The 22,828-nt window shown below is 45.7% G+C and carries 18 protein-coding genes; 14 read left to right on the plus strand and 4 right to left on the minus strand.

Annotated elements, in window-relative coordinates; genetic code table 11:
* Positions 1-464 precede the first annotated feature (464 nt).
* The 11 genes from WHS38_11630 (at position 465) to WHS38_11680 (ending at position 13,995) form a co-directional block, all read left to right on the plus strand.
* Positions 465-1,172: a TetR/AcrR family transcriptional regulator gene (locus WHS38_11630; GenBank protein ID MEJ5301628.1), complete on the plus strand. Its 708-nt coding sequence runs from the start codon at positions 465-467 to the stop codon at positions 1,170-1,172.
* Complete coding sequence (locus tag WHS38_11635; GenBank protein MEJ5301629.1) at positions 1,156-3,015, plus strand: acyl-CoA dehydrogenase; 1,860 nt, start codon at positions 1,156-1,158, stop codon at positions 3,013-3,015. Before WHS38_11630 ends, WHS38_11635 begins: the two co-directional genes overlap by 17 nt.
* Before the next feature lie 71 nt (positions 3,016-3,086).
* On the plus strand, positions 3,087-4,274 hold the full coding sequence (locus WHS38_11640; protein MEJ5301630.1) for a thiolase family protein: 1,188 nt from the start codon (positions 3,087-3,089) through the stop codon (positions 4,272-4,274).
* 57 nt (positions 4,275-4,331) lie between these two features.
* Positions 4,332-6,380, plus strand: coding sequence for a 3-hydroxyacyl-CoA dehydrogenase NAD-binding domain-containing protein (locus WHS38_11645; protein ID MEJ5301631.1), 2,049 nt, complete (start codon positions 4,332-4,334; stop codon positions 6,378-6,380).
* 252 nt (positions 6,381-6,632) lie between these two features.
* A complete protein-coding gene (locus WHS38_11650; GenBank protein ID MEJ5301632.1) occupies positions 6,633-8,072 on the plus strand; it encodes an efflux transporter outer membrane subunit in 1,440 nt (479 codons plus the stop codon).
* 29 nt (positions 8,073-8,101) lie between these two features.
* On the plus strand, positions 8,102-9,439 hold the full coding sequence (locus tag WHS38_11655; GenBank protein ID MEJ5301633.1) for an efflux RND transporter periplasmic adaptor subunit: 1,338 nt from the start codon (positions 8,102-8,104) through the stop codon (positions 9,437-9,439).
* Between the two features lie 170 nt (positions 9,440-9,609).
* Positions 9,610-10,278 carry an ABC transporter ATP-binding protein gene (locus WHS38_11660; GenBank protein ID MEJ5301634.1) on the plus strand — a complete coding sequence of 223 codons (669 nt, stop codon included), beginning with the start codon at positions 9,610-9,612 and terminating at the stop codon, positions 10,276-10,278.
* 54 nt (positions 10,279-10,332) lie between these two features.
* On the plus strand, positions 10,333-11,541 hold the full coding sequence (locus tag WHS38_11665; protein MEJ5301635.1) for an ABC transporter permease: 1,209 nt from the start codon (positions 10,333-10,335) through the stop codon (positions 11,539-11,541).
* A 153-nt stretch (positions 11,542-11,694) separates the two neighbouring features.
* Positions 11,695-13,032: a TolC family protein gene (locus tag WHS38_11670; GenBank protein MEJ5301636.1), complete on the plus strand. Its 1,338-nt coding sequence runs from the start codon at positions 11,695-11,697 to the stop codon at positions 13,030-13,032.
* A 28-nt stretch (positions 13,033-13,060) separates the two neighbouring features.
* Entirely contained in the window at positions 13,061-13,630 is a 570-nt protein-coding gene (locus tag WHS38_11675) for a hypothetical protein (protein ID MEJ5301637.1), read from the plus strand.
* A 38-nt stretch (positions 13,631-13,668) separates the two neighbouring features.
* Positions 13,669-13,995, plus strand: coding sequence for an NfeD family protein (locus tag WHS38_11680; protein ID MEJ5301638.1), 327 nt, complete (start codon positions 13,669-13,671; stop codon positions 13,993-13,995).
* A gap of 539 nt (positions 13,996-14,534) precedes the next feature.
* Here the strand turns inward: WHS38_11680 and glgP are convergent.
* A complete protein-coding gene (gene glgP / locus WHS38_11685) occupies positions 14,535-16,151 on the minus strand; it encodes an alpha-glucan family phosphorylase (GenBank protein ID MEJ5301639.1) in 1,617 nt (538 codons plus the stop codon).
* A gap of 531 nt (positions 16,152-16,682) precedes the next feature.
* Here glgP and WHS38_11690 point away from each other — a divergent pair.
* A complete protein-coding gene (locus WHS38_11690; protein MEJ5301640.1) occupies positions 16,683-17,873 on the plus strand; it encodes a pyridoxal phosphate-dependent aminotransferase in 1,191 nt (396 codons plus the stop codon).
* Positions 17,874-17,891: 18 nt separating this feature from the next.
* On the plus strand, positions 17,892-18,950 hold the full coding sequence (locus WHS38_11695) for an SPOR domain-containing protein (protein MEJ5301641.1): 1,059 nt from the start codon (positions 17,892-17,894) through the stop codon (positions 18,948-18,950).
* 105 nt (positions 18,951-19,055) lie between these two features.
* Here the strand turns inward: WHS38_11695 and WHS38_11700 are convergent, their stop codons facing one another.
* Genes WHS38_11700 through WHS38_11710 form a run of 3 tightly spaced genes read right to left on the minus strand, consistent with a single transcriptional unit; the run spans position 19,056 to position 21,895 of the window.
* Complete coding sequence (locus tag WHS38_11700) at positions 19,056-19,283, minus strand: hypothetical protein (GenBank protein MEJ5301642.1); 228 nt, start codon at positions 19,281-19,283, stop codon at positions 19,056-19,058.
* A gap of 30 nt (positions 19,284-19,313) precedes the next feature.
* On the minus strand, positions 19,314-20,915 hold the full coding sequence (locus WHS38_11705; protein MEJ5301643.1) for a 4Fe-4S dicluster domain-containing protein: 1,602 nt from the start codon (positions 20,913-20,915) through the stop codon (positions 19,314-19,316).
* Complete coding sequence (locus WHS38_11710) at positions 20,912-21,895, minus strand: DUF362 domain-containing protein (GenBank protein MEJ5301644.1); 984 nt, start codon at positions 21,893-21,895, stop codon at positions 20,912-20,914. The genes WHS38_11705 and WHS38_11710 overlap by 4 nt, the downstream gene beginning before the upstream one ends.
* Before the next feature lie 327 nt (positions 21,896-22,222).
* Here WHS38_11710 and WHS38_11715 point away from each other — a divergent pair, with 327 nt between their 5' ends.
* Positions 22,223-22,654 carry a hypothetical protein gene (locus WHS38_11715; protein MEJ5301645.1) on the plus strand — a complete coding sequence of 144 codons (432 nt, stop codon included), beginning with the start codon at positions 22,223-22,225 and terminating at the stop codon, positions 22,652-22,654.
* Positions 22,655-22,828: the final 174 nt, after the last annotated feature.

Below are 22,828 nucleotides of genomic sequence, written 5' to 3' on the forward strand. Positions count from 1 at the left end.
ATCGGCTCGCAGTTTCGTTCCACGCTTCCTCCCCACACTCGGTCACCCTCGTGCAGTTGCGCTTCCCTTCGCTCGCTTTGATCAACTCACGGGAGGACTCTCACATCCAGGGGCACGCCCATGCCGGGTGCACCGATGTAGGGGCGCACGGCCGTACGCCCCTACAACTCTTGCTAGTTTATTAGCTAGGTAACCTTGCAAGGAAAAAATTTTCGAACACTCTCAGAAAAAAGAAAGTGTTTAGAAAATGGTTCTAAAGAAAGCTCAGGCCTTACACCCGCTTTAGATTCACATGTTTTTGTAATAAGGCAAAAAGCAAAGCGATTTTCTATGGTCGATTACAGAACAAAGAATTCCACAGCAACCTAAATTTTTCCTTGACTCGGTTTCGGTCTCATTGTATTGAATGAATGCTCATTCATTAAAGGCTATGTTTTTGGCTAAGTGAATAAGAGGAATGTTCAATGGGTAAAAATTCCAACGGCAAAAACGATAAGAAAGCCGAAAAATACGAACGGATACTCGATGCTGCCGTGAGAGTCTTCGCTAAAAAGGGATTTTATCAGTCTCGAGTCTCAGACATTGCTCGTGAAGCCGGGGTTGCCGACGGAACAATCTATCTCTACTTCAAAAACAAAGACGATATCCTTATCTCTATCTTCGAAGAAAAAATGAGAACCGCTATATCCTATTTCCAGCAGAAAATCTCCCAGGAAGAGAGTGCACTATTTAAATTAAAACGTTTTGTTCGAGTTCATCTGGAACTCTTTAAGAACAACCCGGAACTCGCTGCCGTCCTTCAAGTGGAACTTCGCCAGAGTAGTAGATTTATGAAGGAATACAAAAAGGTCGAACTAAAACGCTTTTTAGACCTGATTGGAGACATTGTTAAACAGGGTCAGGAGGAGGGAGTTTTTAGAAAGGATATTCCAGTAAGTCTAGTAAAACGTTTTGTTTTTGGCGCCCTGGATGAAGTCATTTCTACATGGGTTTCATCCGGGGGAAGGTTTGAGTTGATTGATTATGCCGATCCCCTATCAGATCTTTTTATACGGGGACTTGGCACAGCAAGAGTTTTTGAGGAAGTAATGCATTCAGAATCAGGAGGGGATTCTGAGCATACTTCCCATAATTCTCAGGAAGGGGGACAAAATTATGAAGCTTATCGTTGACGAACGAGACGCTAAGTTTGTGCTCTATGAACAACTTAAAGTTCAAGATCTTTGTCAGTATCCAAAGTTTGCCGACTTTTCCCCAGACATGTTCGACATGGCTATTGCCGAAGCGGCTAAGCTTGCAGAGAAAGAATTTTATCCCACGAACAAGATAGGCGATCGCGAAGGGTGCAAGTTTGAAAACGGACAGGTCAGAGTACCTGAAGCTTTCCACAAAGCTTATCGAGCCTACGTAGAAGGTGGATGGCTTGCTATGCCCGATCCACCTGAAGTAGGAGGACAGGGTTTCCCATTTGTCGTTTCTAACTGCTGTGTAGAATTTCTTGCTGCCGCTAACTGGTCTCTTCTTATGTATCCCGGTCTTACTCATGGTGCCGCTCGACTTCTCTACAAATACGGCACGCCAGAACTCAAAGAAATCTACATGTATAAAATGTTTTCCGGTGAATGGGGCGGCACGATGTGTCTTACCGAAGCCGGAGCGGGAAGCGATGTTGGTAACCTCCGAACAAAAGCCTATCGAAACCCCGATGGCACCTATAGAATAGAAGGTCAGAAAATTTTCATCTCTTCCGGTATGCATGACCTTACTGAAAATATCATTCACATGGTTCTTGCTCGCATTGAAGGGGCTCCTCCAGGAACCAAGGGCATTTCAATCTTCCTGGTGCCAAGACTTAGAGTCGATGAAAATGGAAATCTTGTTGACAACGACGTTACCTGCGGTGGAATCGAACACAAAATGGGTATTCATGGATCCGCAACCTGTGTGCTCAACTTCGGTGAAAACGGACAATGCATAGGTTATCTCATGGGCAAGGAAAACGAAGGAATGAAAATCATGTTCGACATGATGAATGAAGCACGACTTTTTGTCGGGCTTCAGGGACTTGCCCATGCCAGCACAGCTTACCTCCACGCTCTAAAGTATGCTAAAGAACGATTTCAGGGTGCACCGATTGAGAAGATGAAAGATGCAACGGCTCCACGAGTGCCCATCATTCAGCATCCCGATGTAAGAAGAATGCTCATGTTTATGAAAAGCGGAAGCGAAGCTCTTCGAGCTTTGATGTATGTGGCAGCTTACTGCATCGACAGGGTGGAAGTGGCTGAAAGTCAGGAAGAGCGAGATCTTTTCCAGGGCTATGTTGATCTTCTCATTCCTATCTGTAAGTCTGTTGGAAGTGACCTCGGCTTCCGAATCTGCGAAACGGCAATCCAGGTTTACGGTGGCTATGGCTATACATCCGAATACCCCGTTGAGCAGTTCTTGAGAGACTGCAAGATAGCCTCCATCTACGAAGGCACCAACGGTATTCAAGCGCTCGATCTGATAGGACGAAAACTCACCTACAAAAATGGTTTGCTAGTAAAGAACGCCTTTAAGTTAACTGCAGAAAAGCTCACTCAATTCAAACAGAATCATCGCCTGAGAGAACTTATTCAGATCTACGAAGAAGCTCAAAATGCCCTCATGGAAACCACCAAATACATGGGCTTCAAGGGTATGAGCGAAGACTTCTACGTAGCCATCTTGAATGCCAAGCCTTATCTCGATCTTTTCGGTGATGTCACCCTTGGCTTCCTCCTTCTCTGGCAGGCTAACATTGCGGACGAAAAGCTTCAGAAAATTTACGCTGAAAATGGTGCAACCGATGCTCGTTCTCAAAAGAAACTTCTTGATGAAAACCGAGAAGCTGCTTTCTACTACGGTAAGATCGCATCCGCTCGTTACTTCATTACCCAGACCCTTACCCAAGCAAAAGCGAAAGCAAGAGCAATAATGATTGGAGATGCCTCACCGCTTGATATTCCAGAAGCAGGGTTTGCGTTGGATTAAAACAGCATAGAAAAATCACGAGAGGCGCTTTTTACGGGCGTCTCTCGACTCCACATGAAGGAGGATAAGATATGAAAGCAAGAGATGTCGTGCTTGTTGATGGAATCAGAACAGCCTTTGGAAAAGCCGGAGAGAAGGGATTTTTCTGGTATACGAGAGCTGATGATATGGTGGTGAAGGTCATCAGGGAACTTCTTCGCCGGAATCCCCAGGTAAAGCCCGAAATGATAGAAGAAAACGTATGGGGCGCAACCACGCAGGAAAAGGATCAAGGTCTTACTCTTGGAAGAACTTCGGCTATTCTTGCAGGTCTTCCCGTTGATTGCTCCGGTTTCTCGGTGGATCGTATGTGCGCTGGTGGAATGACGGCTGTTACCTGCGCTGCCTCAGAAATCGCTCTTGGTGCCTGTGATATAGCTATAGCCGGAGGCGTTGAACACATGGGGCATCATCCCATGGGAGCAACCGCCGATCCTAACCCTCGCTTTCTCACCGAAAGACTCGTTTCCGAAGACGCTCTCGTTATGGGAAAGACAGCCGAAAATCTCCATGACGAATACCCTGAAATTACTAAGGAAATGTCGGACGAATACGCCTACTGGTCTCAGAAAAAGGCGGCAAAAGCTTACGAAGAAGGAAAAATCCAGAAAACCATCGTTCCCATGACCGTTTACACCAAGGAAGGATGGGTTGTAGCAGATTACGACCAGCAACTTCGTCCTGATACCACCCTTGAAGGACTCAAAAATCTTAGAACCCCCTTCAGAAATCTTGGTAAAGTAACCCCCGGTAACTCTTCGGGGCTAAATGACGGCGCGGCAGGCGTTCTGCTTATGTCTGCGGAAAAAGCCGCAGAACTTGGCATTCAACCCAAGATGCGTTTGGTGGCTTATGCCTATGCGGGAGTTCGTCCTGAAGTTATGGGCCTTGGTCCTGTTCCTGCCACTAAGAAAGTGCTCCAGAGAGCTGGCTTAACCATCGATGACATCGATATTATAGAACTCAACGAAGCCTTCGCCGTTCAGTGCATTGTATTTATGAAGGAATTCGGTTTCAAGTTACCAAACGATGAACGTATCAACCCCTGGGGTGGCGCAATCGCCCTTGGACATCCACTTGCTTCTTCCGGTCCTCGCCTTATGATTCACCTTATGCATCTATTTGAAGAAAATCCAAGCGCTCGTTACGGTCTTGCCACTATGTGTGTCGGACTGGGTCAGGGGGGAGCGGTTATTTGGGAAAACCTTATGAGAAAATAGCGTTGAGGCTATGTTAGCTGTTAGCCTTACGCTCAGTTAAGAAAGGGGGAATGAACCATGGCTGAGCCGATCACTCAGTTTTTCGTGACTTTCTATAAATCACCCGTGGGAAAGATCGCCATATTGACCATGGACAATGGTCAAGACTACAAAAAGCCAAATGTATTCAGCGAAGGTGCATTAAAGTCGCTTAATGAAGCTATAAACAAAGTTCTGGCAGAAAAAGATGTCAAGGGTCTCATGCTAACCGGAAAGCCTTATATTTTTGCCGCAGGAGCCGATCTTACTCAGGTTCCTTTCATCAACACTTTCGATCAGGGTTACGGTATAGGAAAAGCCGGACATGAGACTTTCAAGCGCCTCATGAATCTTCCCTTCCCTACTCTTGCCGCTATCAATGGAGTAGCTCTCGGTGGAGGGCTCGAGATATCGCTCTACTGCCAGTATCGCACCGTTTCTAAAAGCGCTCAGGGTATTGGTTTTCCGGAATGCTTCATTGGCCTTGTCCCGGGTTGGGGTGGCTGCACTCTTACACCAAAACTTGTCGGTCCGGAAAAAGCTGTCGAACTCATTATTTACAATGCCCTTAACCAGAATCGCATGATCGATGGTCCCACGCTCTACAAAATGGGTCTAGCCGATAGATGCTTTGAAGGCGCCGAATTCCTCGACGAATCCCTCCTTTTCCTTCAGAGAATTATCAAAGGCGAAGAAAAAGTAGAGCGCCAGGCTCCCGATATGTCTAAAGCGGCTGTGGTCATACAGAAGGCTCGTGAGTTCGTGGATAACAAGATTCACGGTGCTGCGCCTGCTCCTTATCGGGCTCTCGAAATCATCGAAGGTGTTTGCGTCCACGGCTGGGACATTGATCGCGGCTTTGAAGAAGAAAACAAGGCGCTCGGAGATCTTATCAAGAGCCGTCAGTGTAAGTGCTCAATCTACGCTTTCGATCTGGTAAACCGCTATGCCAAAAAAGTTAAGGGAATTCCCGAAGAAAAGCCCTTGCCCATCAAGAAAATCGGAATCATCGGCGCCGGTCTCATGGCTTCTCAGTTAGCCCATCTCTTCATTCATCGCCTCGGTGTACCCGTGGTTATGAAGGACATCAAGCAGGAATTCGTTGATAAAGGATGCGCCTACGTAGCTTCCGAATTTCAAAAGATGGTTCAGAAAGGACGCCTCACAGAAGCTAAAGCTCGCTATCTTACGAGCCTTCTTAAGGGAACTCTGGATTATGCGGACTTTGCCGATTGCGACTTCGTTATAGAAGCGGTTTTTGAAGACATGAAGGTCAAAAAGCAGGTCTTTGCTGAAACTGAAGCGGTCGTGAGCCCTCAGTGCATCCTCGCAACCAATACTTCTTCACTTAGCGTTACCGAAATGGGAGCCGATCTGAAGCACCCGGAAAGAGTCGTAGGATTCCACTTCTTTAACCCCGTTGCCGTGCTTCCGCTTATCGAAATTATCAAAACTCCTCAGACTAACAACGTCACTCTCGCTACCGCCTTTGATTTAACAAAGAAACTTAAAAAGACCGGTATATTTGTCAAAGATTCCCCAGCATTTCTGGTAAACCGCATCCTTGTTAAAATGCTCGTGGATTGTCTCGACATCGTGGATCAGGGAGCTCCTTTCCAGCAGGTAGATAATGCTGCTCTGTCTCTTGGACTGCCTATGGCGCCCTTTGATTTGCTTACCCTTGTAGGTCCGGCTATCGCTTACCATGTAAACTGCACCTTGCACGATCAGTTGAGCTCCGAAAGATTCCCGATAAATGAAAATCTTAAGCGCATTGTGGAAGCAGGAAAACGTTCCATCTATCTCCCGAACTCTAAAGAAGTGGATCCTGAAGTTGAAAAGCTCTGGATCAGAAAAGGCAATCGACAGTTCCATGAAGATGAAATCAAGGATATTGTGCTTTCTAACCTTGCAAAGGAAATCGATCTCATCCTCCAGGAAAAAGTTGTGAATAGCGCTCGAGATGTCGATCTGGCTATGATTATGGGAGCTGGTTGGCCATTCTTCATGGGCGGTATAACAATGTATCTCGATATGGCGGGAGTTACGCCCAAGGTTCTTCAGAAGCTTTTCTTTGATATGCGCTAGTCGATGGCATTCTTGCCGTTCCCTTTTTTAGGGGACGGTGTGATGTGCTTGCTTCTGGCGTGTTGGTGGTTCCCTCCTCGGTGAGGTTCGCGGTGATGTAAAAAACATTCGCCGCGAACCTTTTTATTTTGTAACCTGATATGCCTTTTTGCGACAAAATCGCTGTAAGAAACCGCTTGATTGTAATTGACGTGTAAAATATGCCCTTGCTCAAAATGCCATCGTTGGAAATGAAAGAAGGGATCTGTGCTTATGGATGGAAAATTTGCTAGATTTGCAATCGTCAGCTTAACAACGGTTATAATTGTTGGATGTGTGTCGGTAGGACCTGATTATATCAAGCCAGAGGTGCCTCTACCGGAAAAGTGGCGAAACCTTACCTCTACTCGGGTAGAAGAAACAACCTATCAGAGCACTTTTTCTCAAGAGCAGGAAAAAGATCTTGCACGATGGTGGCAAGTTTTGGGAGACCCTGAACTTACAAGACTGGTGGAAAGATCTATTAAAAACAATATGGATATAGCAAAGGCACAGGCTAAAGTTCGCGAAGCCAGAGCACGCCGAGCCATTGCTGCTGCACCGCTCTTCCCTACCCTTGGAACGTCATTTTCGGCTTCCGGAAAGCATCAGGATTTAGATAAAGGTTCCACGACGACTCAAGATTTTTACACGGCTGAATTCGATTCTTCCTGGGAGATTGATATCTTTGGGGGGACTCGCCGAGCGATCGAAGCATCACAAAGAACACTCGAAGCAACAGAAGAGGCTCTAAGAGATGTTCTGGTTTCAGTTGTGGCAGAGGTTGCACTCAACTACTTGGAACTTCGCACCTACCAGGCACGTCTAGCTGTGGCTAAAGAAAATCTTTTGGTGCAGGAAGAATCTCTACAGCTTGCGTCATGGCGTTACCAGGCAGGTTTGACCAGTGAGCTTGATGTTCATCAAGCCAGGTATAATCTTGAAAGCACTCGAGCTCAAATACCAATTCTGAAAACTGCCGTAGATGAAGCCATGAATCGCCTTGCGGTGCTTCTTGGAGAATCTCCAGGAAAACTTCACGAAGAATTGAACGATTTCGCACCTGTGCCGCTTCCCCCCGATCGTATTGCTGTTGGTATTCCTGCCGATATTTTAAGACGCAGACCTGATATACGAAAAGCAGAAAGGGAATTGGCTGCTCAAACGGCAAGGATTGGTGTTGCGATGGCAGAACTCTATCCGAAGTTTTCTCTTACAGGCAGCATCGGCATTGAAGCCTTATCCCCTGGTGGATTGGTTTCGTCTGCAACGAAAACTTTGATGGGGCAAGGGATCATATCTCTTCCGATATTCAAAGGTGGGGCTCTTAAACAGGCGGTAGAGGCAGAGAAAGCTCTTGCCGAGCAAGCTCTAGTCACTTACAAAGCAACGATTTTGAATGCACTGGAAGAAGTGGAAAATACTCTTATGGCCTACTCCGAAGAGTTAAGACGACAGGAATCGCTTGCAAAAGCGGAAGAAGCTGCTCGTCAGGCTGCAGAGCTAGCTAAACAACGATACGCTTCAGGATTGATAGACTTCGGTGCAGTTCTTGAAGCGGAGCGTTCCCATCTGGCATTTCAAGATCAGCTCATTCAGAGCCGTGGCGCCGTGACTTCCAACATAATACGACTCTACAAGGCTCTTGGTGGAGGATGGGATTCTTATGAATAATTTGGGGAATGGGGAGTTGGGAGTGGGGAATGGAGAATAAGGAGCAATCAAACATGATGATCGAGCAGAAAAAACCCGATGTGTCAGAGATTCTTTCCATGAGTCGGTCTTATTTTTTTGCTAAGAGATGGTTTAAATGGCTGATGGTAAGCCTGGTTGTCGTTTCGTTAGCTGTGGGGCTTGCTGTCAGCCGCTTTTCAGCTTCTAATTCGGGCATGAATTATAAGACCGAAAAGGCACAGGTAAGCAGTTTTACGGTGGTTGTTACCGCTACGGGAACGCTCCAGCCCACGAATACAGTAACAGTGGGAAGCGAACTTTCGGGAATAATCCGAAGTGTTGATGTTTATTACAATGATCGAGTTAAGGTAGGTCAGGTGCTTGCGCGATTAGACACATCAAAGCTTGAAGCTCAACTTGCACAGGCAAAAGCCACTCTTGAATCTGCTCAGGCTAAGGTGTTGCAGGCTCAGGCTACCGTTAAGGAAACTCGAGCTAAACTCACCCAGCTCCAGAATGCTCATAAACTTAGCGGTGGTAAGGTGCCATCTCAAACTGAGATGGATGCTGCAGAAGCAGCTTATGAGCGGGCTCAGGCGGATCTTGCCAGCGCTCGAGCAGCAGTCTCCCAGGCTAAGGCAACCATCCAGTCAATAGAAACCGATCTTTCAAAGTCTGTTATCCGCTCGCCAATAAACGGCGTGGTGCTCAATCGTAAGGTAGAACCGGGACAAACCGTTGCGGCTTCTTTACAAGCTCCAGAGTTGTTTATTCTGGCGGAAGACTTAACGAAGATGGATCTTCATGTAAATGTAGATGAGGCGGATGTGTCAAAAGTAAAGGAAGGACAGGAAGCCACATTTACCGTGGATGCCTATCCTCAACGGATCTTCAAAGCTGTGGTGAAACAAGTTCGATATGCTTCTACAACCGTTTCTGGCGTTGTTACCTATGAGGCTATACTCGACGTTAACAATGAAGATCTAGCTTTAAGACCGGGAATGACAGCCACAGCTCGCATTGTGGTTCAGGAAGTGAAGAACTCACTGGTAATTCCGGCCGCTGCCCTTAGATTTGCTCCTCCCGCTGCGCCAGGGAAAACTCAGGTTTCGTCTGGAGGTGGACTTGTCAGCAAGCTTTTGCCGAGATTTCCCGGACGTCCGAGGGGAATGCCGGCGTCGAAACCGGATTCTTCCAGAGAGGCTTTTTCCAGGGAACGAACAGTTTGGATACTTAAAGACGGAAAACTTGAACCTGTTACGGTAGTAACGGGAGCCACAAATGGAGTTCTTACTGAAATCACAGGTGGTGATTTGCAACCGGGAACGGATGTCGTGGTTGATGTGATTTTCAGCAAAAAAAGCTAACCAGACGACAAAGTTTAGGGGCAGTTCCCCCGACTAAGGTGGCACTGCCTCAGCCGATTATTTTAGCAGAGTTGATCCGGTAATGATCGGTTCATAGGATAGTATCTTCGTGATTTTTGTTGGTAGTTTGGAAAGTAATTCAAACAACATAATAGCTGGGTTAGAAGAATATGCCTATTGAATTCAAATCTGTTACTAAGATTTATGGTTCTGGTCGTGCTGCTGTGCAAGCCCTTCGGGGGGTAGATCTTCGGATCGATGAAGGCGAATTTGTGGCGGTTATGGGACCAAGCGGCTCGGGAAAGTCCACCTGCCTTCATATAATGGGTTGCTTGGATACCCCCACATCAGGAGAATATCTTTTCAAGGATGTAAACGTTGCAAAAATAAGTCGATACCAGCGTGCGATGCTTCGCCGTTACCATCTGGGGTTTGTGTTTCAGGGGTTTCATCTTTTGAATAGAGCTACCGCTCTTGAGAATGTTGAACTTCCTTTGGTTTATCACGGTTTGCCAGCTAAGGAACGTCGCGCTAAAGCTCTGGATGCGCTCGGAGTGGTTGGACTTTCGGGTTGGGAAGATCATACTCCGGCAGAACTTTCCGGGGGACAACAACAACGAGTTGCGATCGCTCGAGCGCTGGTTACGCGTCCTTCTGTAATCCTTGCAGATGAACCCACCGGTAATTTGGATTCGGTGCAAAGCCATGAAATCATGAAGCTTCTCACTTCTCTTAATAAGGATTATGGCATCACCGTAGTGATGATCACTCACGATGCTGAAATGGCTACCTACGCAGAAAGGACTATTCGGTTTTTTGATGGTAGAGTTGTTAGTTAGAACTGAGCACCGCTACGCCCCTTGGTTATAAACTGAAACGGGAGGTAAAAGCCGATGTTTTGGAATATGCTTAAAATAGCTCTGCGAGAGATCAGGCGTAATGTTATGCGGTCTTTTTTAACAATTCTAGGCATTGTTATAGGGGTTGCGGCGGTAATAACAATGGTGACCGTGGGGAGAGGAGCAACCGAGCAGGTGCGGCAACAAATCGCAAGTATGGGAAGTAATGTGCTGATAATTACTCAAGGGAAACGCTTCGGACATGGACAGCCTTTTGGAGCTAATATTCCCTTTAAGGAAGCCGACTCGGAAGCTATAGTAAGAGATATTACAGGAGTGGCGGCAGTAGCACCTGTTTCCAGTCAGGCTTTGACTGCAGTATATGGTAACCAGAACTGGACAACTCAGGTTACAGGCACTACCAACGACTACTTTATTGTGACAAATAGAAAACTCAAACAAGGAAGGCTCTTTGATGAAAGCGAACTAAGAAGTGGAGCCTCAGTTTGCATTTTGGGCGAAACGGTAAGAAAAATGCTCTTTGGAGCTCAAAACGCTCTTGGGGAAAGCGTTAGACTTCAAAAGTTTTCCTGCGAAGTGATAGGTATTCTGGAAGCGAAAGGACAGACCGCTACGGGAATTGATCAGGATGACTTTGTAGCTATTCCTTTAAGAACATTTCAACGCCGTGTTGCAGGAAATCAGAATGTTGGAACCATTATGGTTTCTCTTAAAGATGGTGTGCCTACAGAAAAAGGGCAAGAAAGTATTACCATACTGATGAGAGAAAGACGCCACTTAAGACCTGGAGATGAAGATAATTTTTCCGTTCTGGATATGAAAGAGATTACCAAAATGCTTACTAGCACGACGGAATTGCTTACGACTCTCCTGGGATCTGTTGCTGCGGTGAGCCTTCTTGTGGGAGGTGTGGGAATTATGAACATTATGCTTGTTTCGGTAACCGAACGCACTCGAGAAATTGGGCTTCGTCTTGCCATAGGAGCAACTGAGGAAGAAGTGCTCTTTCAATTTTTGATCGAAGCGGTGGTTCTTTCGGCTTTTGGGGGCATCATCGGGATTATTATTGCTGTGGGAGCATCGTTTGTTCTTACGAACATGATGAAAGTGCCTTATCATTTTCAGCCTGGTATAAACCTGTTAGCCTTTTTATTTTCCGCCGCCATAGGAATTATCTTTGGTTATGTGCCTGCCAGAAGAGCGGCTCAGATGGATCCAATAGAAGCTCTTCGGCACGAGTAACAATCGAGATCTGAGCCAGCCCAGAGCAGTGTCAATAACAGGGGTCGTCTTTACAATTATTCTGTTGACACTATATCGCAAAATACATGATAGAGGTTTTGAAAGCTCAGGGTGACTTGTGGGGCGTGTCGTAAATTTGCGGGAGATTGAAACATGAATATCCGACTTATAATTGTTGCTTGCATAATTTTTTATCAGTTTTTCTCTGCAGGATTATCTTTCGGCGAGGATAATGGTTCCACAAAACTTACACTGCAGGAAGCAATATCAGAAGCTCTTAAAAATAACACACTTATTCAGGAAGCTCTTGAACGAGAAAAAGCGGCGGTTTGGGAAGAAAAGAGCGCTAGAGCGGATCTCCTGCCTAAGGTTTCTCTTTCTTACGAATATGTGCGTCTTAAAGAAGATCCATACGCAATTTTTTCTAACATGAAGGTTGGCGTAGGTCCTCTCAATAATTACTCATGGAACGCAACGGTAACTCAACCTGTTTTCACCGGTTTTGCTCTGGAAACTAAAAAGAAAATTGCCGAACTTGGTATCACATCCAGGACATTTGACCGAGAACGAGCTATGCTCGATGTGGTAAAAATGACCAAGGTGGCTTATTTTCGAGTGCTCCTTGCGGAAAAGTATCTTCGAGTTGCAGAAGAGCAGGAGGCTCAGCTTAAGGCGCACCTTAACGATGCAAAAGCCTTTTACGAACAGGGACTTATTCCTCAGAACGATCTTCTAAAGTCTGAGGTGGCCTATGCCAGAGCTCAGCAAGAAAGGGTTTCCGCCGAAAGTTCTCTTGCTGTAGCCATTTCGTCCTTCAATACAGTTCTTCGCCGATCTTTGAACGATAAGACTCAACTGGAAGATGTAACAGCGCTTCCCTCGGTTTCTTACGATCTTTCGGCTTTAATGGATGAAGCCCTCACCAATCGCCCTGAAATAAAGATGTTAGAGATCGCTCTCAAGCAAGCTCAACTGGGAGAGCAACTTGCCCGTAGTGGCTATTATCCCAAGGTTTACGTTTTTGGCCAGTACAAGCAACAGGGAGAAGATTGGCGAGCTACGCAAAACGATTACCAGAACAGCTATAATGCAAGCGTGGGTGTGCAGATTAACTGGCCTATTTTTGAATCAGGAAAAACCAGAGCCGAATCGGCGAAGGCTCTTCATGAACGTCTGGCTGTGGCTGAAAAGATCAAAGGCGTAAAAGATTCTATAATGCTTGAAGTAAAGGATGCCTTTGAAAAGCTTACGGTTGCTCAGAAAAACATAGCTACTGCCGAGGCAGCTCTTTCTCAAGCGAAAGAAAACTATCGCATAACTAACCTTCAGTATCAGCAGCAGATCACTACATCAACTGAAGTGCTGGACGCTCAAACCTATCTTACTCAAGCCCAGGTTAACTACTACAATGCCCTTTACGGCTATTATACGGCTCAGGCTGAGCTTGAACGAGCCGTAGGGAAAAAATGGTGGACCAGCGCTCAGAAATAACGCTTCCCTGGGTGTAGAGGAGGACTCCATGATGCGAAGGAGAACCGTGCTGTTCACCGTTGTTATTGTTTTTGCGGCTATGGCGTCGGTTTCGGCCCTTGCCGATCACCACGAAAAGAAGGATCATGGGTTCTTCAGGGAACAAAAAGAGCACGCCTCTGGGGAATCCCATAAAGACAACGGGAATGAAACAACGGGCCAGATGGCTGCGTGGCTTTTCGCCGTGGCGAATTTTCCTGCCGCGGGAACTCTCTTGACGCGCTGGTTTCTTCGGGCAAAGACCTCCGGGAATTCCCAAAAGACGGTAGGGAAGCTCTATATTTGGGTGAAGAAATATCTTATGCCCTTTCACTATGTTTTCAACCCGGTAGCCATCATCATAGCATTGATTCACTTCAAACTTTCATGGTGCCGATCTACAAACCTTCCTGAATGGGCCTTGCTCTTGGTCAGTGTTCTTGGGCTTACGGGAATTGTCATCAAGTTTCGCCTCATTCCACAGCCCTTGATCCCAAGGCTTCGCGCGATTCACACGCATCCCATCGTCGTAGTTGTCGTTTTCGGATTGTTATATCTCGGTCACCAGTTTTTAGATTGAACATGCTCAACCCCTAGCACTGTCTCGGTAGATGCCCAATGGACGGTGGAAAAATTCTCGTGGTCACAGGTCTGGCAGTCCTCGCATTTGAGCTGTGCGAGCATGTCATTTTTCTGCTGGTGTGGAACTGGAGGATGCGCCGCCGATCGCCTCTGACTGGTCTGGAATCTATGCTCGGAAAACAGGCTCAGGTCTTGCGTTGGAACAACACCACGGGACTCGTGTGCTTCGACGGCGAGCAATGGAAAGCGGAGAGTTTGACGGTCTTGGCTCCTGGGGATCTTGTTCTCATCACGGCGGTGCGCTCCTTGACTCTGACGGTGGTGCCATTCAGGCAAGAAAGCGACAACGGTGCTAGTCTTTGACTTTCGATGGCCATGGCGCCATGTTCCTTCCTTTGGGGGCAAGGGATGGGACAGGAGATGCATCGTTGAGAGACACTAAAGGAGGGAGCATGGACAAGCTGGCCGTCTATCAGGGTTCTTTCGATCCCATCATCAAAGGACATCTTACATTAAGTTATCAATCTTTTCTGAAATTTTGACCACACGCTGCTTTATATCTTTTATTTCCAATTCTATGTTCGTTGGATTGCTCGTATTTTACATCCTTCGCCATCTCTCTTTCACCTGTTATTTTAGTCCTGTTAATACTGCCTATTCCTGTCACTTATGGGTGAAGCTGGGCTCATGTCTTTAATCTCACCACAGAAGTCCAGATGTTGGGCACAGAGAATTTTCTCTGTGCCTCTGGGGTGAATCTTAAAGATACCTCTTACAGGCTCTTATTGTGCGTATATTCTAAGTATTGTTATCACAGCCAACCGAGGAGTGTTTTAGGGATCAGGATTTGTAAATATGATTCTTGTTGATAAGAACAGCTATTTGGCATATATTTTTACACTTTAGAGATAATATTTGTGAAGGTATTCCAGCACCATCCGGTGAGTGTTGAAAAAGGGTGTAATATCGGCTATTGAATGTTTCATTATACTCACCCACTTTTTTGGAGCGGCGTAGTAGGTGGTTACCATATCATCGAGATCCCGGTAAAGATCCATAGCTGCTTCTTCATCAGTTTGATCTTCATCATCGCCAATTGCCCATCCATTTATTCGATCTTTGCAGGCTTCTCTCCACCATCCATCCAGCACGCTCATGTTTATTGCGCCGTTAAAGCACACTTTCATCCCACTTGTGCCACAGGCTTCTCGGGGTCTTCTCGGGGTATTTAACCAAACATCGGTTCCTTGAGTCATGAGTTTTGCAATCCACATGTTGTAGTTTGGAATGAATACCAAACGCAGACGATCTTCGTATCGCCTGGATATGTCCACAATCTGGCGGATAAGATCTTTCCCGGCTTGATCCTGAGGGTGAGCCTTGCCAGCGAAAATATACTGCACTCGATCGTAGGAAAGGTTCATGAGATATTCAATATCGGTAAATATTAACGTGGCGCGTTTGTATGCCGCCGCACGCCTTGCAAAGCATATAGTCATCATCTCGTCGGTAAATCCCGCCCCGGTTATAGAATTAACGTAAGCGATAAGACGCTTCTTTGCTTCCTTCTTCGCCTTCTGTATGGCCTCATCCGGGATTGATAGAGCGTCTTTTAGCACCTGAGGTTGAGCCCTCCAGTTAGGTAGATATTGGTCGAAGAGATTTTGAAATTCTACTCCAGTCCACGTGAGATGATGAACTCCATTTGTGACGTGCCCAATGTCATAACCGGGAAACATCTGGCGTGACACTTCTCCGTGTAATTGGCTGACTCCATTACTGGCTCTAGAGAGATTTAGAGCAAGGATAGTCATGTTTAGAGCATCATGGCCGGCAAGTTGCTGAATATTTGATGGAAGATATTCCTTGAGCACCTGCCATGCCATGTCGTACGGAAAGCGATCGTGACCAGCCGGGACGGGAGTGTGGGTTGTGAATATACACATGTTGCGAACTTTGTGTTCATTTCCGTTAAAATCCTTAAGGAGAGCTAGAGTAAGAAAAGCGGCATGCCCTTCGTTCATGTGATAGGTTGTAATATTTGGTTCCAATTTTTTTAGGACGGTATAGCCGCCTATACCTAAAATAGCTTCTTGAAGAATGCGGTTATAGTGGTCTCCGCCGTAAAGATACTGGGTAATCAGGCGATCCTGAGGAGAATTTTCTGGCAGGTCGGTGTCAAGGAAATAGATCGGCACTTTGGCAGTCATGCCTTGATAGACATATTTCCAGACACCGACAGCTATGTTTCTTCCGTCAAGTTTCAGGGTTATTTTGAAAGGGAGAGGTTCCATAAATCCTCGAGGATCAAAATACGGATAGGCTTCTAACTGGACCCCGTCGGGGGTTATGTGCTGAATAAAATAGCCGCGTTTGTAAAGCAACGTAACCCCTACGATAGGGATAGCAAGATCGGCGCTGGATTTTAGGTGGTCTCCCGCCAGAATGCCCAGACCCCCGCTGTAGGACGGGATATTCTCGCTTATGCCTATTTCCATGCAAAAGTAAGCGATTTTCATATTTCCCCCTCTGGAATGGATGATGATTGATGAGTGATGGTTGATGGATGTGAAAAAGCCTCAACCATCAACTAATAAAGGATACGCCGCCGGATATATATTAGCAGGTAGGAGTTTTAATGCATAGATGCTTTTTTAAGGTAACTCCAGTCTTTTTAATAGTGGTTATTGATTCTACCGTCATGGGATTATTCTGAGAGTGTTCGAAAATTTTTTTCATGCAGGATTGTCCTGGTAATAGACTCACAAGTATAGAGTTGTAGGGGCGACTTATGCGTCGCCATCTTGGGAGGGACGGCGTCCTTGCCGTCCGTTATCTGCTCCATAAGGGAAGTTTTCGAACACCCTCTGGGATTATTCTTGACTTGATTTCCAGGTTGTTAGAATGAAAGAAGAATGGAATGGCGAAAGGTATTAAAAGCATTGTAGGGGCAGGAACACTCTCTTGCCATGGAATGAATTATTGATGGATGATAGATGATAAATATTAAAAAGTCCAAACTGTCGGCTAAGTTCTAAGTGGAGGATAGCATGGCAATAGCTCAAAAGATGGCTCAATTTATGGGAAGAAGTTCCTGGATCAGAAAGATGTTTGAAGAAGGAGCACGGCTCAAAGCTATATACGGAGCCGACAAAGTCTATGATTTTAGCCTTGGAAATCCAAATGTGTATCCTCCAGAAATTGTCCATGAAGAACTGGTTAAAGTTGCTCAGGAAAGCACCGGAGCATCCCACAGTTACATGCCTAACGCTGGGTATCCCTGGGTTAGAGAAAAAATTGCAGAATTTCTTAATAGCGAACACAATCTTGTCGGTGATGAAACTCTTTCGGCAGAACACATCATTATGACCTGTGGAGCTGCTGGAGGACTTAACGTTGTCCTTAAAGCTTTGCTTGACCCAGAAGATGAAGTTATAGTGCCAACTCCCTATTTTGTGGAGTATGGCTTTTATACAGATAATCACGGCGGTGTAATGAAGGCTGTTCCAACTCGATCTGACTTTACGCTTGACTTTGAAACTATTGAAGCCGCCATCTCTCCAAAAACCAAAGCGGTTCTTATCAATTCTCCCAATAACCCTACAGGACAAGTTTATAACGTGGAAAGTTTGATTGAACTTGGAAGTCTTCTAAGCCAAAAAAGTGCCCTTTATGGGAGAACAATTTATCTTATTTCTGACGAACCTTACAGGCGTATCGTATTTGACAGTATTACGGTTCCTTCCATCCTGAAAGTGTATCCTCATAGCTTCGTGGTAACGTCCTACTCAAAGGATTTGTGTCTTCCCGGAGAACGAATAGGCTTTATAGCAGTAAATCCTAAGATGGAAAACGTCCAGGAAGTTATAGATGCGCTCATTCTTGCTAACCGCATTCTTGGCTTTGTGAATGCCCCCGCTTTAATGCAGCGTCTTGTGGCGAAACTTCAGGGAATTTCGGTAGATCCCGTGATATATCAAAGGAAAAGGGATAGATTGTTTAACGCACTGGTGGATATCGGCTACGAGTGTGTTAAACCTAAAGGAGCTTTTTACCTTTTCCCCAGAACACCTGTGCCTGATGATGTTGCTTTTGTTAGGATATTGCAGGAAGAACGTATTCTTGCGGTGCCAGGGACAGGTTTTGGATGTTCAGGGCACATGCGTATAGCCTATTGTGTAGATGATGCAACAATTGAAGGTTCCATAGAAGGATTTGCTAGAGCCTTCAAACGAGTCTAATAAACCGAGGATAATGCTATGGCAACCAAGGGACTTTATCTTCAAAGAGGCATAAAAAAAGAGCGAAAAAGCCATCGTAAACTTATTCTTTTACTTGCCATTCTGATCGCCTTTGGTGTTTTGATTTCACCTCTTTTGTGGAAAAAATCCAGATTAAAACACTCGGTAGAAAAATCCTCCGTAACGGCACCCATAAGCTCCGAACAGGAGGCACGACGCTCACAACAAAACGTGGTCACAGGAAAAATTCCTAAAACAACCCTGGTTACCGCTTCCCAGGATGTTAATGCACCTAAAGAATCGCTTCCTACCGGGGGAGCTTTAACGGATGATAAGTCAAAGCTAGAGCCTCAGCCGTCCAAAACATCTACCGTTTCTTCCGATTTAGTCGCATCTTCTGAAGTTGCATCCCAAAAAGCTGTTACCGTGCCTTCCGAACCGTCTTCAACTCCACCGGCTTCCCATGGCGTTGAAAAACAGCAAAATATTTATGAACTTCGGTCCGAACTTCAGCGAAAGGAAGCTGCAGAGGATAAAAAAGCTAAAGAGATGGTGGCTCAGAGTGCCTTAAAGGAAATGCCCCTTTCCGGTTCTGGTGGAGAAACTGCATCGGCTGGTTCAACAGGGAAACACACTATTGTGAGTCTTCTTGCTCCTGAAGGCAAAAAACAACAAGAAAAACCTTCTCCCGATAAAACCACTTCCAAGCCTACTCCAATGACACCCAAGGATAAAACGTCTGCTACTCCAAAACCACAACAGGAAGCATCTGTCACATCAAAACCGTTAAAACCTGCGACTGAAGCTGAAAAAACAGGTTCATCTACATCAGATCGTGAAGCTTCCTACTGGATTCAGGTAGGGGCTTATCGCGAAGAAGCAAACGCAAAGAAAGTTAAGGGTCTGATTGATGCTCTGGGATACGAAGCGATTCTTAAGCAGAGTTCCCATCCAAAGCTTGGGACGATTTACATTGTGCGAGTTCCCATAAAGGGAAGTAAAGCCGATGCGCAGAAGGCTATCTCTGTGATTTCGCAAAAAACAGGGGACAAACCATTTCTTATGGAAGCGAGATAACCAAGCGGCGTGGGGCGATGCCTCCTGCCAGCTTTTTTAACTGTTACCGCCACTTGTGACTTAAAATTAAGACACAATGTGGGATGTGATTACGGCGTTTTTAATTTAACTGCCACAAATTTTGCCACCAGCGCTGTTTTCGTTTGCGTTTTTACGCCTTGCTTTAACGGTTTTTCTGCAGTGTTCCCAGATTATACAGGCAGTTCTGTGTTTGCAGTAAAGTTCCGGGTCGGTGCAAGCATCACATTTTTCCAAGCATTCCTCACAGTAATCGTATTGGAACTTTTCGCACCTGAATTTTGCTTCTCGATCAGGATGAAATCTGCATTTCATAAATTTTGATCTCCCTCCGTAACGTTAACCCTAAAAAGGAAACTTTCTTTCCCCCTCCTGGCTTTTTACTGGCTTCGATGAAACTGTAAGAATCTTTTCATGGGTGGCAAGTCCTTCCACGTAAATGGCTTTTCTGGGTTGAGCGGGACATACGGTTTCACAGGCACCACAGCCTATACAGACCGATTCATCTATTATCGGTTCTCCTATTGTGCGTCCTCTACCTCGACCTCTTGACCTTTCCAGGATGCTTATCGCACCTGTTGGGCAATGTTCGGCACAGGCGCCGCATGGTCTTCCATATCTTACCATGATGCAACGCCCTCTTACGATGTGGCTGATTCCCACTCGAAGGCGTTTTTTGTCTTCTAAAGGCATCAAGCTTAGAGCTCCTGTAGGGCATACAGCCATACATCTGCGACATTCATACTGACAGTAGCCCCGCCCGTAGTTTAGCACTGGGAGAGCTGGATGAGCGATACCCTGAACTGACGATGAAAGTTGAATGACTCCAGAAGGGCACACAGCTTCGCAGAGTCCGCAACCAACACAACGACTTATGAATCTTTCTATGGAACCAGCTCCAGGCGGGATGGCTACATGACGCTCGTAAGATCCGATAAAGATTTCCGCGCTACTTTGAGCTTTTCTGCGTATGCCTGGTTCGATCAAGATCCATGTTCCAACCAGTAGAAGCATCGGTATAAGTTTGATGAATCCTCTGCGATCGGAAACTTCCGCTGTGGTGGTTGAAATTTCAGGTGCCTTTTCTCTTACCTGCTCGTATTTTATAGCCCCTTTGGGACACTCAGAAAGGCAATCGAAGCAAAGCACACATCGTCGATAATCTATAAACTGTTTTGTTGAATCTATACACACGGCTCGACAGATAGATTCACATCGTCCACAACTGACGCAGGTTGAAGGATCCATCTGGAGTCTGGCTTTAGTTCCAAGTGCGCACGATTCAAGGATGGCTCCCACCGGACATAGATGGCGGCAAAAGAAACGTCCCCGAAAAAAAGCCACAACAAGGAAAAGAGCTAGCCAGGTAGAAGCTAGTAAGAAGGTTGCCGAAGCGAATGTGGAGTATTGGGAATGCAGGGTTTGGTAGGAAAGTCTTCTGGCGAGAGGTTCCATAGCAAGAGCGAAGGGACGTAGAGCAACTCCATAGGGCTCGAACATAGTGTAAAGAAGCCCATACCCCCGCATCAGTCCGTAGCTAATTAGAACGATAATAGCCCATGGAACTGCATGTTGAGGTTTATGGAAGCTAAAACGACGGGATTTTTTGAACTTTTTTGATATGCGAAATGAAAGATCTTGGAGAATCCCCATGGGGCAGAGAGATCCACAATACCACCTGCCAAAAGCTACTGTAATAGAAATTGTTGTTAGAAGCCCTAATAAGCTCAGGAAAAATCCCCATTGGATCGAAGGAGCAAGGAAAAGTCGGACAATTGCAGGTCCAATTTGGAGAATAGCGGGAAAAGACTCCATAAGAATGTCGCTATTGGATGTGCCGCGAGGACCATGAAGGAGAGCCATTAGCCAGGCTAGAACGAAGATCCACAGCAGTGTTAGCCGTAAATATACCAGATGAGTTTGGGATGTTTTGTTAGAGTTTTTCAAACAGCGATCCTCCTGACTTCAGCGTTCTCAAGAGAGTTTACTCCTATTCCCAGTTTGGCAGCTTTATCTATATAGCCCAGTTCTTCCGGTTTTTTGCCCAGCGTTAGAGCTGATGCTATGTCGCATGCTACGGGATCGGTGGATGCGATGAGCATATCTTGCCGTTCGAATACGCTCTTCGGGTTGCCTCTAGGTCCACCAGTTTTCATTATGGTTCCTGCATCTACAACAGTAAGAGTTGGAATTCGAAGAAGAGCAAATTCGGCAATGCAGGTATCCAGTCCGTGCAAGTGGTAATAGGCTCGATCCCAGACAACCCCCATAAGGTTTTTCAATGCGCAGGTCATGCCGGCTCCGCTGTGGTTCTTGAGTATAGGAACATTGATGATCACGTCGGCGTTGAGATATTCTCCGTGAACTTTTACTTCTTTCAGAGTGGATGCCCCAGGGATTTCCTTTTTTTCGTAGAGTGATTCCGAATTAGCTGGGATGATTTTTCCTCCCGCTGATTTAACAGCTTCTTCAATTCCGCTGTTTTTATATGCGGCTTGCCAGGAATCGCAGGTGTGATCAAAAACCAGCACTTCTTTGGCTCCTGCTGATATGCACTGTTCAACGATTCGCTTGACTACTCGTGGGTGGGTATTGGCGGCTCCTTCAGGAGCTACGTTCCAACCGATATTTGGTTTTACTACTACTCGGGAGCCTTTTCCAACCCATTGTTTAATGCCTCCGAGAGCTTCCAGTGCACGATCGACTCGCTCCTCGTAGCTTCCGCCCTTTACAGCAACAAGAAGAGGTTTTGTTGCGGGATTCTTGCCCGCTTGATTTTTTTCCGCATCCGAAGCAAGAGCAAATTTTAGTGGAATAACTGGTTGAACCATCATCACAGCTGTTACCCATAAAGCTCCACGGATTAGATCCCTTCTTGAGACTTCCAAAGACTGTTCATCGGCTTTGTTAAGATTTTTCTCATTCATGGGTTAACTCCTCTTTGGGAATGATTCCTCATTAATTATTTTTGTTGAGTGAATCTTAATTAGTCCTGAGATGCTGTCAACTTCTTATGGGAGATTGTGCTTCGAAAAGATCAATAGGGTAACTCATAAAAATTTTTCTGAAAGGTTTCTGAAGAATTTGTTTTGGATAGATGGTCTGGCATAATAAAAGGTGAGAAGATTTTTAAGTTTGATAGTTGCTTGTATTATTTGCCTTTGTTATGTCTTGCTTAAGGAGGTCGTCTTTTTTACAGGAGATAGACTTATGGGAATTGGGTTAACCAGCTTAAGACAGCTTTAGGGGGTTATATGCCGGTTACGCTACCACTGGATATTTACGAAGTGTTTGAGAAGATTTTGGGTAAAGAAGATGCCAGGGTGGTCATAAAGTCTCTCGAGGCGGTAATAGGTAACGAAATAATAAACAAGTGGCATCAGACAAAGGAAGAACTCAAAACCGAGTTGCTCAGGGAAGTGCCCACAAAGCTGGAACTTGAGAATGTAAGGATTGAATTAATAGGCAAGATAAATGAACTTTATGCCAGGATGGAAAGGGATAAAGCAGAACTTCTTGGTAAGACAGAAAAGGACAAAGCGGAACTTCTTGGCAAGATAGAGACGGAGATAACCCGGTTAGACCGTAAGTTTACCATAATGTTTGTGGTATTATTTTTCACGATAATATTCCTAAACCAGAATGCCCTGGAGTTTCTGGCAAGGGTAATAGGACTGGTGAAGTAAGCGGAACGAAATAGGAGGTTATATGCCGGTTACGATACCGCTGGATGTTTACGAAGTGTTTGAGAGGATTTTGGGTAAAGAAGATGCCAGGGTGGTGATAAAGTCTCTCGAGGCGGTAATAGGTAACGAAATAATAAACAAGTGGCATCAGACAAAGGAAGAACTCAAAACCGA

The organism is Thermodesulforhabdaceae bacterium (genome assembly GCA_037482015.1).
Lineage (GTDB): Bacteria > Desulfobacterota > Syntrophobacteria > Syntrophobacterales > Thermodesulforhabdaceae > JAOACS01.

Bases quoted from the DNA above. Each gene is read 5' to 3' on its own strand.
- WHS38_11640 (MEJ5301630.1), top strand. From the start codon at position 3,087: ATGAAAGCAAGAGATGTCGTGCTTGTTGATGGAATCAGAACAGCCTTT.
- WHS38_11700 (MEJ5301642.1), bottom strand. From the start codon at position 19,283: ATGAAATGCAGATTTCATCCTGATCGAGAAGCAAAATTCAGGTGCGAA.
- WHS38_11715 (MEJ5301645.1), top strand. From the start codon at position 22,223: ATGCCGGTTACGCTACCACTGGATATTTACGAAGTGTTTGAGAAGATT.
- WHS38_11645 (MEJ5301631.1), top strand. From the start codon at position 4,332: ATGGCTGAGCCGATCACTCAGTTTTTCGTGACTTTCTATAAATCACCC.
- WHS38_11630 (MEJ5301628.1), top strand. From the start codon at position 465: ATGGGTAAAAATTCCAACGGCAAAAACGATAAGAAAGCCGAAAAATAC.
- glgP (MEJ5301639.1), bottom strand. From the start codon at position 16,151: ATGAAAATCGCTTACTTTTGCATGGAAATAGGCATAAGCGAGAATATC.
- WHS38_11655 (MEJ5301633.1), top strand. From the start codon at position 8,102: ATGGAGAATAAGGAGCAATCAAACATGATGATCGAGCAGAAAAAACCC.
- WHS38_11670 (MEJ5301636.1), top strand. From the start codon at position 11,695: ATGAATATCCGACTTATAATTGTTGCTTGCATAATTTTTTATCAGTTT.
- WHS38_11695 (MEJ5301641.1), top strand. From the start codon at position 17,892: ATGGCAACCAAGGGACTTTATCTTCAAAGAGGCATAAAAAAAGAGCGA.
- WHS38_11675 (MEJ5301637.1), top strand. From the start codon at position 13,061: ATGATGCGAAGGAGAACCGTGCTGTTCACCGTTGTTATTGTTTTTGCG.
- WHS38_11680 (MEJ5301638.1), top strand. From the start codon at position 13,669: ATGGACGGTGGAAAAATTCTCGTGGTCACAGGTCTGGCAGTCCTCGCA.
- WHS38_11635 (MEJ5301629.1), top strand. From the start codon at position 1,156: ATGAAGCTTATCGTTGACGAACGAGACGCTAAGTTTGTGCTCTATGAA.
- WHS38_11650 (MEJ5301632.1), top strand. From the start codon at position 6,633: ATGGATGGAAAATTTGCTAGATTTGCAATCGTCAGCTTAACAACGGTT.
- WHS38_11690 (MEJ5301640.1), top strand. From the start codon at position 16,683: ATGGCAATAGCTCAAAAGATGGCTCAATTTATGGGAAGAAGTTCCTGG.
- WHS38_11660 (MEJ5301634.1), top strand. From the start codon at position 9,610: ATGCCTATTGAATTCAAATCTGTTACTAAGATTTATGGTTCTGGTCGT.
- WHS38_11665 (MEJ5301635.1), top strand. From the start codon at position 10,333: ATGTTTTGGAATATGCTTAAAATAGCTCTGCGAGAGATCAGGCGTAAT.
- WHS38_11710 (MEJ5301644.1), bottom strand. From the start codon at position 21,895: ATGAATGAGAAAAATCTTAACAAAGCCGATGAACAGTCTTTGGAAGTC.